We start from the raw sequence: 13288 nt of genomic DNA, 5'->3' as shown, positions 1-13288 counted from the left end.
ACCATGCCGTAACGCCCTTCAAAAAAATAATACGACCGTTCTTTTATGCGGTATAGTAGGCGGGCTGAGATTCCCACCAAAAACATAAGGAAGAGACATGACTGCTGAATATCAAGTCCACGGCACCGTTGCCGTCATCACGCTGAACAATCCGCCGGTCAACGGCCTGGGCCTGGCCACCCGCACGGCGGCGGTCAAGGGCATCCAGCAGGCGCTGGCGGACGACGCCGTCAAAGCCATCGTCATCACCGGCGCCGGCAAGGCCTTTTCCGGCGGCGCCGACATCAAGGAATTCAACTCGCCGAAAGCGCTGACCGAACCCAGCCTGCACACGCTGATCGCCACCGCCGAAAGCTCGACCAAGCCGGTGGTTGCGGCCATCCACACCGTCTGCATGGGCGGCGGGCTGGAGCTGTCGCTGGGTTGCCACTACCGCGTGGCGATGCCGGGCGCGCAGATCGCGCTGCCGGAAGTCAAGCTGGGCCTGCTGCCGGGCGCAGGCGGCACGCAGCGCCTGCCGCGCGTGCTGGGCCTGGAAATGGCGCTGAACATGATCGTCTCCGGCACGCCGGTGCTGTCCGACAAGCTGGCCGGCACCGCGCTGTTCGACCAGGTGTTCGCCGCCGATGCCGACCTGGTCAGCTCCGCCGTGGCGTTTGCCGAGAAGATCGCCGATGCGCGTCCGCTGCCGAAAGTGCGCGACCGCAAGGTGGACTATCCTAACCACGAAGCCTTCCTGCAATTCTCGCGCAACACCGTCAAGGCCATGTCCGGCCCGTTCCCGGCGCCGCTGGAATGCGTGGAAACCGTGGCCGCTTCGGTGACGATGAAATTCGAAGACGGCATGAAGTTCGAACGCGAGCGCTTCCTGCACCTGATCCAGACCACCGAATCGAAAGCGCTGCGCCACGCCTTCTTCGCCGAACGCGTCGCCAGCAAGGTGCCGGACGTGCCGGCCGATACGCCGACCCGCGCCATCAAGCAGGCCGCCGTGATCGGCGCCGGCACCATGGGCGGCGGCATCGCCATGAACTTCCTGAACGCCGGCATCCCGGTCGTCATGCTCGAAACCAAACAGGAAGCGCTGGACAAGGGTCTGGCCACGATACGCAAGAACTACGAAAACACCATGAAGAAGGGCAAGCTGACGCAGGAAAAGTTCGACCAGCGCATGGCCCTGGTCAGCGGCACGCTGGCCTACGAGGATATCGGCCAGGCCGACATCGTGGTCGAGGCCGTGTTCGAGGACATGGGCGTCAAGGAGACCGTGTTCCGCAAGCTCGACGAGGTGATGAAGCCGGGCGCCATCCTGGCCTCCAACACGTCGACGCTGGACTTGAACCAGATCGCCGGCTTCACCAAGCGTCCGCAGGACGTGATCGGCACCCACTTCTTCTCGCCAGCCAACGTGATGAAGCTGCTGGAAATCGTGCGTGGCGCGCAAACCGGCAAGGACGTGCTGGCCACGGCGCTGGCGCTGTCCAAAAAACTGAAGAAGACCGGCGTGGTGTCGGGCGTGTGCGACGGCTTCATCGGCAACCGCATGATCGAGCAGTACAGCCGCCAGGCCGGCTTCCTGCTGGAAGAGGGCGCGCTGCCGGAGCAGGTTGACAAGGCGGTCGAGAAGTTCGGCTTCGCCATGGGCCCGTTCCGCATGGGCGACCTGGCCGGCAACGATATCGGCTGGGCCATTCGCAAGCGCCGCTACGTGGAGAAGCCGGAAATCAGCTACTCCAGGACCGCCGACCTGCTGTGCGAAATGGGCCGCTTTGGCCAGAAGACCGGCGCCGGCTGGTACGACTACAAGGCGGGCGACCGCAAGGCGTATTCGAACGAGCAGGTCAACGCCATGATCGTGCAGCACTCGGCCGACATCGGCGTGGCGCGCCGCAAGATCAGCGACCAGGAGATCGTCGAGCGCCTGGTGTACTCGATGGTCAATGAAGCGGCGCACATCCTGGAAGAGGGCATCGCCCTGCGCGCGTCCGACATCGACATGGTCTACCTGACCGGCTACGGCTTCCCGCTGTTCCGCGGCGGCCCGATGTTCTATGCCGACACGGTGGGCCTGCCGAACGTGCTGGCGGCGATCAACAAGTACGCGCTGGGCCATCAGGGTGGCGCGTGGAAGCCGGCGCCGCTGCTGGTCAAGCTGGCCGAAGAAGGCAAAGGCTTCAATAGCTGATCGACAACAGATGTCGGGAAAAGCTCACACGCCGAAAAAATTTTCGTTGCGTGTGAGCATTTCTCTCCAAATGTCGCTATAATTTCTTAAAAGTAGCACCCATCTTCGAAGCCCTAAAAAACGGTTCGAGTCGCAGCGTGAAGTACACGTTACAACCCAACTAATTTTTAGAGGCGCACATGAAACGCATCATCCTTGCCGGCGCGTTGGCATTCGCAGCAGTCTCCTCCGCACACGCAGTCCGCATCAACGACCTGTACAACACGGGCATCGGCGCGAACGGCGCTGGCGACACCCACTACAGTTTGAACGCGGCCAGCAGCGATACCGTCATCGGCAACACCGTGCCGGTAATCACGCTCGACAATGTGTGGCCGATCAGCCCATGGCTGGCCAACGATGGCACATCGAAATGGATCACGCCGACCGCCTCGCAAGGCCAGAGCTTTGACGCCTTCAGCGCCGGCACTTACACCTACACTCTGTCGTTCGACCTGACCGGCTACAACGCGGGCAGCGCAGGCTTCACCGGCCGCTTCGCCGCCGACAACGACGCCGTCGTCAAACTGAACAATCAAGTCATCGCCAGCGGCAGCGGCTTCACCGCGTGGAACGGCTTTGCGGCCAACAGCGGCTTCCAGGCTGGCGTCAATACGTTGCAATTCGTGGTTGGCAACTGGGCGCAGAACGGCGGCAATCCGACCGGCCTGCGTGTGGAATTTCTGACTTCCAGCGTAACGGCAGTTCCTGAACCGTCAAGCTACGCCATGTTGTTGGCCGGACTGGTCCTGGTGGGGGTAGTGGGTAGTCGTCGTAAACAAGTTCGATAAATATTCCGCTTTCACGTTTAAGCGCTTCGGCCGCCTCTCCAGGCGGCCTTTTTTTTAGCGGCGCCGCGTGACGGTCAGCAGCGGCGCGTCCGGCGTCGCGACGTAGACAAAAAAATAGCCGCCATCGCTGGCGGCTATTTTGCACTGCTCAAGCAGGCTTAGTCGTTGGCGTAGATGTTGTTATTCTTGGTCTCGCCGACGAACAGCGCGCCGATGACAGCCGTGATGACGGCGATGACGATCGGGTACCACAGGCCGTAGTAGATGTCGCCCTTGAACGCCACCAGCGCGAACGAGATGGTCGGCAGCAGGCCGCCGAACCAGCCGTTACCGATGTGGTAAGGCAGGGACATCGAGGTGTAGCGGATGCGGGTCGGGAACATCTCCACCAGCATGGCGGCGATCGGGCCATACACCATGGTCACGTACAGCACCAGGATGAACAGCACCAGCACCATCATCGGCTTGTTGATCTGCGTGTCGTCAGCCTTGGCTGGATAGCCTGCGGCCTTGATGGCGCCGCCGACTTCCTTCTTCAGCGCGGCTTCGGCATCCTTGCTGGCCTTGTCGAAGTTCAGGCCGTCAGGCGTCATGGTGGCGTTGAAGGCGGTGATTTCCTTTTCGCCCACCTTGATCTTGGCGACGCTGCCGGCCGGCGCTTCCTGCGTCGTGTAGTTCACCGACGCGTTCGACAACATGCCGGAGGCGATGTCGCATGACGAAGGGAACTTCTTGGTGGCGGTCGGGTTGAACAGGAAGTGGCACGATGCAGGATCGGCGACCACCACCACTGGCGAGTTCTTCAGCGCGGTTTCCAGCGCTGGATTGCCGTAGTGGGTCAGGGCGCCGAACAGCGGGAAGTAGGTCGCCGCAGCCAGCACGCAGCCGCCCAGGATGATCCACTTGCGGCCGATCTTGTCCGACAGGATGCCGAAGAAGATGAAGAACGGCGTGGCCAAAGCCAGCGACAGGGCGGTCATGATGTTGGCGCTGGCGCCGTCGATCTTCAGCACCTGGGTCATGAAGAACAGCGCGTAGAACTGGCCGGTGTACCAGACCACCGCCTGGCCCATGGTCAGGCCCAGCAGCGCCAGGATCACGACTTTCAGGTTGCGCCACTGGCCGAATGCTTCGCTCAGCGGTGCTTTCGAGGTCTTGCCTTCTGCTTTCATCTTGGCGAAGGCCGGCGATTCATTCATCGACAGACGAATCCACACCGAAACACCCAGCAGCAGCACCGACACCAGGAACGGCACGCGCCAGCCCCAGGCCGCGAAGTCTTCCTCGCCGACGGCGGTACGGGTGCCCAGGATCACCAGCAGCGACAGGAACAGGCCCAGCGTCGCAGTGGTCTGGATCCACGAGGTGAACGAGCCGCGCTTGTCGTGCGGCGCATGTTCGGCCACGTAGGTGGCCGCGCCGCCGTACTCGCCGCCCAGCGCCAGGCCTTGCAGGATGCGCAGCGAGACCAGGATGATGGGCGCGGCGATGCCGATGGCCGCATACCCGGGCAGCAGGCCGACAATGAAGGTGGAGGCGCCCATGATCAGGATGGTGATCAGGAAGGTGTACTTACGGCCGATCATGTCGCCGAGGCGGCCGAACACCAGCGCGCCGAATGGGCGCACAATGAAACCGGCGGCAAACGCCAGCAGTGCGAAAATAAAGGTGGTGGTCGGCTCGCCGATGAAGAACTGCTTGGCGATGATGGGTGCGAGCGAACCGTACAGATAGAAATCGTACCATTCGAAAACCGTACCCAGCGAGGATGCAAAGATCACCTTGCGTTCTTCCGGCGTGATGCTGCCGGACTTGGGCAGGTTGCGCTGGTCGGCGGTGCCTGATGCTGTCGTCATTTTCGTCTCCTATAATTTTTTGGATTTCCCCAGCCGAGATAGTTACAACTTCGTCAGCTTGCTCGCAGTGTGGACCGTGAACCTTACGTCAGGCTTGCTTCAAACTTACGCGAAACTTACATAAATAATTTGCGAACGACCGTACTAAAATATGCTATTCTGATTCCACTAAAACACCAACCTACAGGAGACATTCATGATCGACGCCGTCATCGTTTCAACCGCCCGCACGGGTTTGGCCAAATCGTGGAAAGGCGCGTTCAACATGACGCACGGCGCCACGCTCGGCGGCCACGCGCTGCAGGCGGCGATCAGCCGCGCCGGCATCGAAGCGGGCGAGGTTGAGGACGTGCTGATCGGCTGCGCCAATCCCGAAGGCGCCACCGGCGGCAATATCGCGCGCCAGATCGCCATCCGCGGCGGCTGCCCGGTGACGACCGCCGGCATGACCATCAACCGTTTCTGCTCGTCGGGCCTGCAGACCATCGCCACCGCCGCCCAGCGCATCATCGCCGGCGAAGGCGACATCTACGCTGCCGGCGGCGTGGAATCGATCTCCTGCGTGCAGCAGGAAATGAATATGCACATGTACAAGGAAGTCTGGCTGTCGCAGCACAAGCCGGAAATCTACTGGCCGATGCTGCAGACGGCGGAAACCGTGGCCAAGCGCTACAACATCAGCCGCGAGCGCCAGGATGAATACGGCGTGCAAAGCCAGCAGCGCGCCGCCGCCGCCCAGGCCGCCGGCCTGTTCGACGCCGAGATCGTGCCGATGACCACCACCATGGGCGTGGCCGACAAGGCCAGCGGCATGCTGCTGACGCGCGAAGTGACGATTTCCGCCGACGAAGGCATCCGCGCCGATACGACCTATGAGGCCGTCTCCAAGATTCGCAGCGCCGTGCCGGGCGGCGTCATCAGCGCCGGCAATGCCAGCCAGTTCTCGGATGGCGCTTCGATGTCCATCGTCATGAGCGCGCAGGCCGCGGCCGCCAAGGGCTTGCAGCCGCTGGGCATCTTCCGCGGCTTCGCGGTCGCCGGTTGCGAGCCGGACGAGATGGGCATCGGCCCGGTGTTCGCGATTCCTAAACTGCTGAAAAAAGCCGGCTTGAAAGTCGAAGACATCGGCCTGTGGGAATTGAACGAAGCCTTCGCCGTACAGGTTCTGTACTGCGCCGACACGCTGGGCATCCCGATGGACCGCCTGAACGTGAATGGCGGCGCGATCGCCGTCGGCCATCCGTACGGCGTGTCGGGCGCGCGCCTGACCGGCCATGCGCTGCTGGAAGGCAAGCGCCGTGGCGTCAAATATGTGGTTGTCACCATGTGCATCGGTGGCGGCCAGGGGGCGGCGGGCCTGTTCGAAGTGGTGTAAGCCATGCAGTCGCTATTGCTGTCGCGGCGCGATATCGCCTTCATGCTGTACGAATGGCTGGATGCGGAGGCGCTGACCCGGCGCGCCCGCTTCCAGGACCACAACCGCGAAACCTTCGACGCCGCCCTCGACACGGCCGAGCAGCTCGCCACCGAGCTGTTCGCGCCGCACAACAAGAAGAGCGACAACGAGGAACCGCAGGCCGTGCCAGGCGAGCGCTGCCTCGACGTGCGCATCATCGATGAGGTCAAGACGGCGCTGAACGCGTTCTCGGCCGCCGGCCTGATGGCGGCGGGCCAGGACTACGAGCGCGGCGGCATGCAGTTGCCGGTGGTGGTGGAAAAGGCGCTGGCCGCCTATTTCACGGCGGCCAACGTCGCCACCAGCGCCTACACCTTCCTGACGATGAGCAATGCCAACACCCTGCTCAAGTGCGGCACGGCGGAACAGGTGCGGCGCTACGTCGACCCGATGTTCGCGGGCCGCTACTTCGGCACGATGTGTTTGTCCGAACCGCAGGCCGGTTCCAGCCTGTCCGACATCGCCAGCCGCGCCGTGCCCGACCCGCAGCCCGGCGTGGACGGCGAGCGCCAGTTCCGCCTGAGCGGCAACAAGATGTGGATCTCGGCCGGCGAGCACGATCTGTCGGAGAACATCGTGCACCTGGTGCTGGCCAAGATACCCGGTCCGGACGGCAAGCTGATCCCCGGCGTCAAAGGCATTTCGCTGTTCATCGTGCCCAAGTTCCTGGTCAACGAAGACGGCAGCCTCGGCGAACGCAACGACGTCGTACTGGCCGGCCTCAACCACAAGATGGGCAATCGCGGCACCACCAACTGCCTGCTCAACTTCGGCGAAGGCAAGTTCCAGCCGCAAGGCAAGGGCGGCGCCATCGCTTACCTGGTCGGCAATCCGCACCAGGGCCTGGCCCAGATGTTCCACATGATGAACGAAGCGCGCATCGGCGTCGGCCTGGGCGCGGCGGTGCTGGGCTACACCGGCTATCTGCACGCGCTGGACTATGCGCGCAACCGTCCGCAAGGCCGCCATCCCGCGCAGAAAGATCCGGCCCAGCCGCAACTGCCCATCATCGAACACACCGACGTGCGGCGCATGCTGCTGGCGCAGAAGGCCTATGTTGAAGGCGGCCTGGGCTTGGTGCTGTACAGCGCCCGCCTGGTCGACGAGCAGCACAGCGCGGAAACGCCCGAAGCCCGCGAACATGCGGCGCGCCTGCTGGACTTCCTGACGCCGATCACCAAATCATGGCCATCTCAGTGGTGCGTTGAAGCCAACAACCTGGCGATCCAGGTGCACGGCGGCTACGGCTATACGCGGGAATACAATGTCGAACAGTTCTATCGAGACAATCGCCTGAACGCCATCCACGAAGGCACGCACGGCATCCACGGCCTAGACCTGTTGGGCCGCAAGGCCAGCATGCAGGACGGTGCGCTGTTCAAGGCCTTCGGCGCCGAGTTGCACAAGACGGTGCGCAAAGTGCGCGGCAGCGTCGGCGCGCCGGACGCGCTGCCGGCCGAACTGGCCGAGCTGGCCAACATCAGCCGGGAGCTGCTGGCCCACGCCGCCGCGCTCGACGCCGCGTGGCAGGCAGTGGAACTCGTCACGCAAAAGCTGTATGCTGCCGGCGACATGAACAAAACCCTGGCCAACGCCAGCCTGTACCTGGAAGCTGTCGGCCACGTGGTGGTCGCCTGGATCTGGTTGCAGCAGGCCTTGCTGGCCGCTGCGGCGCTGGACGGAGGTGATGCCGATTTCTATCGCGGCAAGCTGCAGGCCTGCCGCTACTTCTTCCGCTGGGAATTGCCGAAAGTCGAACAACAGCTGGAACTGCTGGCCAGCATAGACACCACCACGCTCGACATGCGCGACGCGTGGTTCTAAACAAGCGATAACTAAAGCGAGACACAATGATCAAGCACATCGTAATGTGGAAACTGAAAGACCATGCCGAAGGCGCCGACCGCGCCGCCAACGCGGCCAGGATGAAAGCGCTGCTGGACGGCTGCATCGGCCTGGTGCCGGGCTTGCTGAAGCTGGAGGCGGTCATCGCCCAGCCCGGCCTGGAGGCGACCTACGACGTGATGCTGTACTCGGAATTCACCGACAAGGCCGCGCTGGACGAATACCAGAACCATCCCGATCACGTGGCGATGAAGCCATTCTTCGTCGCGGTGCGCGATGCGCGCCAGTGCATGGACTACGAAATCTAACCCCGTCATTCCCGCGCGCGCGGGAATCCATACCGAGCATCCTGGCCGGCGAAGTATGGGCTCCCGCCTGCGCGGGAGCGACGCTTTATAGGAATCTCTATGCGTACCACTCAAGAATTGTTTTCCCTGGCCGGCAAGACCGCGCTGATCACCGGCGGTTCGCGCGGCCTGGGCCTGCAAATGGCGCTGGCGCTGGGCGAGCAGGGCGCCAAGGTCGTTATCTCCTCGCGCAAGCAGGCCGATCTCGATGAGGCCGTGGCCTTCCTGACCAGCCACGGCATCAACGCCCACGCCGTCGCCGCCGACCTGTCGCAGGATGCGCATGCGGATGCGCTGGTGACGGCCGCGCTGGCCCACCTCGGCCACATCGACATCCTCATCAACAACGCCGGCGCCAGCTGGGGCGCGCCCGCCGAAGATCATCCAGTCGAAGCGTGGGACAAGGTGATGAACCTGAACATCCGCAGCATCTTCGTGGTGTCGCAGCTGGTCGGCAAGCGTTCGATGATCCCGCGCCGCTACGGCCGCATCATCAACATCGCCTCGATCGCCGGCCTGGCCGGCAACCCGCCGGGCACCATGCAGACCATCGCCTACAACACGTCGAAAGGCGCGCTGGTCAACTTCACGCGCACGCTGGCGGGTGAGTGGGGCCGTCACGGCATCACCGTCAACGCGCTGGCGCCGGGCTTCTTCCCATCCAAGATGACCAAGGGCTTGCTGGAAAAACTGGGCCCGGACGAATTGTCCAAGGACGCACCGCTGGGCCGCCTCGGCGACGACGAGGACTTGAAAGGTGCGGCCGTACTGTTCGCTTCCGACGCGGGCAAGCACATCACCGGCCAGATCCTGGCGGTCGACGGCGGCGTGTCGGCAGTCTGACCATGGTGCAGATTCCCAAGACTTACCAGCGCATCGTGCTGGCGGCGCGTCCGCGCGGCCCGGTGGCGCCGGAAAACTTTCGACTGGAGACGCTGGACGTGCCCCAGCTGGCCGACGGCGAAGTCCTGATACGCAACCACTATCTGTCGCTGGACCCCTACATGCGCGGCCGCATGAGCTCGGCCAAGAGCTACGCCAGCTCGCAGCCGCTGGACCAGACCATGATAGGCGGCACGGCCGGCCAGGTCGTGGCCTCGCGCAACGACTATTACGAGGTCGGCGAGTTCGTCGGCGGCATACTGGGCTGGGCCGAGATGGGCGTGTCGGACGGCGTCCTGCTGCGCAAGCTGGACACCACGCGCATCCCGCTGTCGGCCTACCTGGGCGTGGTCGGCATGCCGGGCATGGCGGCGTGGTATGGCTTCAACCAGATCCTCGAAGCTGGCGCTGGCGATACCGTGGTGGTGTCGGCCGCCGCCGGCGCGGTCGGCAGCGTGGTCGGGCAACTGGCGCGGCTGCGCGGCTGCCATGTGGTCGGCATCGCCGGCGGGCCGGAGAAGTGCGAGTACGTGGTCAAGCAACTGGGCTTTCATGCCTGCGTCGATTACAAGGCCGGCAATCTGGAGGTCGATCTGGCCGCCGCCACGCCGGACGGCGTCGACGCCATCTTTGAAAACGTCGGCGGCGCCTGCCTGGATGCCTCGCTGGCGCGCACCAACGCGTTTGCCCGTGTGGCCCTGTGCGGCCTGATCGCCGGCTTCAACGGCCAGGAAATGCCGATCAAGAATTCGCGCCCGCTGCTGCTCAACCGCCTGACGGTGCGCGGCTTCATCATCACCGAACACATGGAATTCTGGCAGCAGGGCTTGCAGGAGTTGGCCGTGCTGGTCGCCAATCATCAGATCAAATACCGCGAAACGGTAGCGGAAGGCCTTGCGGCCGCGCCGCAAGCGTTCATGGGCCTGCTGCAAGGGCATAACTTCGGCAAACAACTGGTCAAGCTCATCTAATGAAAACATTCAGAGGCAAGGTCGTCGTCATCACCGGCGGCGCAAGTGGTTTGGGTCGCGAATTCGCCAACGTGGCGGCGCGTGAAGGCATGAAGCTGGTGCTGGCCGATGTGCAGGCCGATGCGCTGCAACGTGCGGCCGACGAGCTGAAGGCGCAGGGCGCCAGCGTCATCGCGCAGCTGTGCGATGTGCGCAAGGGCGAGCAGGTGCAGGCGCTCGCCGATGCGGCAATCGCCGAGTTCGGCGCCGTGCATCTGGTGTTCAACAATGCCGGCGTCGGTTCGGGCGGACTGATCTGGGAAAACACCGAGGCCGACTGGGAATGGGTGATGGGCGTGAACGTGTGGGGCGTGATCCACGGCGTGCGTATCTTCACCAGACTGATGCTGGAATCGGCCAAGAGCGACGCGTCGTTCGAAGGCCACATCGTCAACACGGCGTCGATGGCGGGTTTGCTGAACGCGCCGGCGATGGGGGTGTACAACGTGTCCAAGCATGCGGTGGTGTCGCTGTCGGAGACTTTGTATCAGGACCTGCAGCTGGTTGACGCGCCGATCGGTGCGTCGGTACTGTGTCCGTATTTTGTGCCGACCGGGATCAGCCAGTCGCACCGCAACCGTCCTGAGGATGTGCGGATGACGCAAGGACCGACCGCTAGCCAGCTGGCGGCGCAAGCCATGACGGACAAGGCTGTATCGTCCGGCAAGGTGTCGGCTCAGGATGTGGCTGAGATGACTTTCAAGGCCATCGCCAACGGCGACTTTTACATCTACTCGCATCCAGGCGCGCTGGCCGGTGTGCAGGAACGCATGCAGCACATCGTCGCCGGCACCAATCCGGGCGATCCGTATGCGGCCACGCCGCATGTGCGCGAAGCTTTGCGCGCGAAAATGAAGCTGGGTTAATGACTGCGAAAAGATTGCTGTTGCTGCTGTCGGTGGTCGTTGCCGCCATGGGCGTCTGGCGCGGCGTCGATTTACTGACGCGGCCACCGGAGCAGCTTGTGCCGGCTTTCAGTGCCCAGCCTGACAAGCGGATGGCCGCGGCTGCCGCTGCGGCAGGCCATGTGCCGGCAGCCGCACCGCTGCCGGCCGGCACGTCTATCGAAGACCAGGTCCGCGATGCGGCAGGCGATCCGGAAAAGTCGTTCGCAGCGTTCCAGAAAATCCAGCAATGCCTGACGCTGGAAAGCGACAAGGAAATTGTCGACAACCAGGAGGTCAAGGTCACCAAGGAGGCGGACGGCATGCAGATTCAGCTGCTTCAGCACAAGGCGGACGAACCCACCTTGCGGCTGCTCCGCCAATCTTGCGCAGGCTTGACGGGCCGAACCCGCATGGACCGTTTCCAGCTCCTCAGCTACGCGGTCGACCACTACGTTGATGGCTCTTTGTCCGTCTACATACTCGCCGGCCCGAACGGCGACCGCGAAGCGCTGGCGAACGGGCAGAACGATCCGGCGGTCGCCGAATGGCGCAGCGATGCGTTGAAACGCCTGGAAGAACGCGTCGCGTTGGGATATGCGGATGCATTGCTGTTCAGTCCTCTTGGCCATCATGAACTGGGCAAGACGCAAACCTCGGCGGAGTTGTACGCGGAACATTTGGCCGTCAATAAAGTGATCGGCCCGATCAATGGCAATGACACCATCTATCCGCAAGCGCTGTTGGATGGGTGGGCGAAAGACCTCAACGGTCAACAGAAAAGCGATGCCGATGCGCAGGCCAACCGCATCTTCCTGGCCTGGAAGCAGCGCCAGCCAATCAGCCGCTAAGCAGCCGCTAAGCTGATCGGCCGGCCCATCGGCTACAGCTTCGCGGCGATGGCCAAGCCGGCCTCCGTGGTGCTGGCCGTGCCGCCCATGTCCGGCGTGCGCTGGCCGTCCAACAGCCAGGCTTCGATCGCGGTGACGATGGCGTCGTGCGCTGCGCGATAGTTGGCGTCGCCGTTGCCGAGGAAGTCCAGCATCATCGCACCGGACCAGATCATGGCGACCGGATTGGCGATGTTCTTGCCGTAGATATCGGGCGCCGAGCCGTGTACCGGCTCGAACAGGGACGGCCATTGCCGATCCGGATTCAGGTTGGCCGACGGCGCGATGCCGATGGTGCCGGTGCAGGCCGGGCCGAGGTCGGACAGTATGTCGCCGAACAGGTTGGACGCCACCACCACATCAAAACGCTCTGGCGACAACACGAAACGCGCGGCCAGGATATCGATGTGGTACTGGTCCCATGTCACGTCTGGATAGTCCCTGGCCATGTTGGCCACGCGTTCGTCCCAGTAGGGCATGCTGATCGAGATGCCGTTCGATTTGGTGGCCGAGGTCAGGTGCTTGCGCAGCCGGCTCTGCGCCAGGTCGAAGGCGTATTGCAGCACGCGGTCCACGCCGGTGCGGGTGAAGATGGCTTCCTGTAGCACGAACTCGCGCTCCGTCCCTTCGAACATGCGGCCGCCGACGGAGGAATATTCGCCCTCGGTGTTTTCGCGCACGATGTAGAAGTCGATGTCGCCGGGCTGTTTGTTGGCCAGCGGGCAGGGCACGCCGGGCATCAGACGCACCGGGCGCAGGTTGACGTACTGGTCGAACTGGCGGCGGAACTTCAGCAGCGAGCCCCACAGCGAAACATGGTCGGGCACCAGCGCCGGCCAGCCGACAGCGCCGAAGAAGATGGCTTCGTAGCCTTTCAGCTGCTCGAACCAGTCGTCCGGCATCATCTTGCCGTGTGCGGCGTAGTAGTCGCAGCTGGCCCATTCGAAGTGGGTCCATTCGATCCGGATGTTGAAGCGGCGGGCTGCGGCTTCAACCACTCGTATGCCTTCGGGCATGACTTCCTTGCCGATGCCGTCTCCGGCGATGACGGCGATTTTGTGCGTTTTCATGGGCGTTCTCCTTGGTGGCTAGGATAGCGCGAT

Annotated in this window: 11 protein-coding genes; 9 read left to right on the top strand and 2 right to left on the bottom strand. The window is 63.3% G+C overall.

Annotation, left to right across the window (positions count from 1 at the left end):
- Nucleotides 1-97: 97 nt before the first annotated feature.
- Together GEV02_RS03265 and GEV02_RS03260 are read left to right on the top strand one after the other, a co-directional pair.
- Nucleotides 98-2185 (top strand): 3-hydroxyacyl-CoA dehydrogenase NAD-binding domain-containing protein, encoded by a 2088-nt coding sequence (locus tag GEV02_RS03265; protein ID WP_152836482.1) that lies wholly within the window; start codon nt 98-100, stop codon nt 2183-2185.
- A 179-nt stretch (nt 2186-2364) separates the two neighbouring features.
- Entirely contained in the window at nt 2365-3015 is a 651-nt protein-coding gene (locus tag GEV02_RS03260; RefSeq protein ID WP_152836481.1) for a PEP-CTERM sorting domain-containing protein, read from the top strand.
- A 158-nt stretch (nt 3016-3173) separates the two neighbouring features.
- Here the strand turns inward: GEV02_RS03260 and GEV02_RS03255 are convergent, their stop codons facing one another.
- Nucleotides 3174-4871: an MFS transporter gene (locus GEV02_RS03255; protein ID WP_152836480.1), complete on the bottom strand. Its 1698-nt coding sequence runs from the start codon at nt 4869-4871 to the stop codon at nt 3174-3176.
- Nucleotides 4872-5067: 196 nt separating this feature from the next.
- Between GEV02_RS03255 and GEV02_RS03250 the strand changes: the two genes are divergently transcribed.
- From GEV02_RS03250 to GEV02_RS03220, 7 genes are all read left to right on the top strand, one after another.
- Nucleotides 5068-6246 carry an acetyl-CoA C-acyltransferase gene (locus tag GEV02_RS03250; protein WP_070266649.1) on the top strand — a complete coding sequence of 393 codons (1179 nt, stop codon included), beginning with the start codon at nt 5068-5070 and terminating at the stop codon, nt 6244-6246.
- Between the two features lie 3 nt (nt 6247-6249).
- Nucleotides 6250-8151 carry an acyl-CoA dehydrogenase gene (locus GEV02_RS03245; RefSeq protein WP_152836479.1) on the top strand — a complete coding sequence of 634 codons (1902 nt, stop codon included), beginning with the start codon at nt 6250-6252 and terminating at the stop codon, nt 8149-8151.
- 26 nt (nt 8152-8177) lie between these two features.
- Nucleotides 8178-8480 (top strand): Dabb family protein, encoded by a 303-nt coding sequence (locus tag GEV02_RS03240; RefSeq protein ID WP_152836478.1) that lies wholly within the window; start codon nt 8178-8180, stop codon nt 8478-8480.
- A 99-nt stretch (nt 8481-8579) separates the two neighbouring features.
- On the top strand, nt 8580-9362 hold the full coding sequence (locus GEV02_RS03235) for an SDR family oxidoreductase (RefSeq protein ID WP_152836477.1): 783 nt from the start codon (nt 8580-8582) through the stop codon (nt 9360-9362).
- 2 nt (nt 9363-9364) lie between these two features.
- The gene (locus GEV02_RS03230; protein ID WP_152836476.1) at nt 9365-10372 is read left to right on the top strand and encodes an NADP-dependent oxidoreductase; all 1008 of its coding nucleotides are present in this window, start codon (nt 9365-9367) and stop codon (nt 10370-10372) included.
- Nucleotides 10372-11277, top strand: a complete 906-nt coding sequence (locus tag GEV02_RS03225; RefSeq protein ID WP_152836475.1) for an SDR family oxidoreductase — start codon at nt 10372-10374, stop codon at nt 11275-11277. The genes GEV02_RS03230 and GEV02_RS03225 overlap by 1 nt, the downstream gene beginning before the upstream one ends.
- A complete protein-coding gene (locus GEV02_RS03220; RefSeq protein WP_152836474.1) occupies nt 11277-12146 on the top strand; it encodes a hypothetical protein in 870 nt (289 codons plus the stop codon). Before GEV02_RS03225 ends, GEV02_RS03220 begins: the two co-directional genes overlap by 1 nt.
- 32 nt (nt 12147-12178) lie before the next feature.
- Here GEV02_RS03220 and GEV02_RS03215 read toward each other — a convergent pair whose 3' ends face one another.
- A complete protein-coding gene (locus GEV02_RS03215; RefSeq protein ID WP_152836473.1) occupies nt 12179-13255 on the bottom strand; it encodes a tartrate dehydrogenase in 1077 nt (358 codons plus the stop codon).
- Nucleotides 13256-13288: the final 33 nt, after the last annotated feature.

Source organism: Rugamonas aquatica (genome assembly GCF_009380215.1).
Taxonomy (GTDB): domain Bacteria; phylum Pseudomonadota; class Gammaproteobacteria; order Burkholderiales; family Burkholderiaceae_D; genus Rugamonas; species Rugamonas aquatica_B.
This window is presented reverse-complemented; position numbering and strand designations above follow the sequence as displayed.

Excerpts from the sequence above, each read along its gene's own strand:
- GEV02_RS03265 (WP_152836482.1), top strand. The coding sequence starts at position 98 with ATGACTGCTGAATATCAAGTCCACGGCACCGTTGCCGTCATCACGCTG.
- GEV02_RS03260 (WP_152836481.1), top strand. The coding sequence starts at position 2,365 with ATGAAACGCATCATCCTTGCCGGCGCGTTGGCATTCGCAGCAGTCTCC.
- GEV02_RS03255 (WP_152836480.1), bottom strand. The coding sequence starts at position 4,871 with ATGACGACAGCATCAGGCACCGCCGACCAGCGCAACCTGCCCAAGTCC.
- GEV02_RS03250 (WP_070266649.1), top strand. The coding sequence starts at position 5,068 with ATGATCGACGCCGTCATCGTTTCAACCGCCCGCACGGGTTTGGCCAAA.
- GEV02_RS03245 (WP_152836479.1), top strand. The coding sequence starts at position 6,250 with ATGCAGTCGCTATTGCTGTCGCGGCGCGATATCGCCTTCATGCTGTAC.
- GEV02_RS03240 (WP_152836478.1), top strand. The coding sequence starts at position 8,178 with ATGATCAAGCACATCGTAATGTGGAAACTGAAAGACCATGCCGAAGGC.
- GEV02_RS03235 (WP_152836477.1), top strand. The coding sequence starts at position 8,580 with ATGCGTACCACTCAAGAATTGTTTTCCCTGGCCGGCAAGACCGCGCTG.
- GEV02_RS03230 (WP_152836476.1), top strand. The coding sequence starts at position 9,365 with ATGGTGCAGATTCCCAAGACTTACCAGCGCATCGTGCTGGCGGCGCGT.
- GEV02_RS03225 (WP_152836475.1), top strand. The coding sequence starts at position 10,372 with ATGAAAACATTCAGAGGCAAGGTCGTCGTCATCACCGGCGGCGCAAGT.
- GEV02_RS03220 (WP_152836474.1), top strand. The coding sequence starts at position 11,277 with ATGACTGCGAAAAGATTGCTGTTGCTGCTGTCGGTGGTCGTTGCCGCC.
- GEV02_RS03215 (WP_152836473.1), bottom strand. The coding sequence starts at position 13,255 with ATGAAAACGCACAAAATCGCCGTCATCGCCGGAGACGGCATCGGCAAG.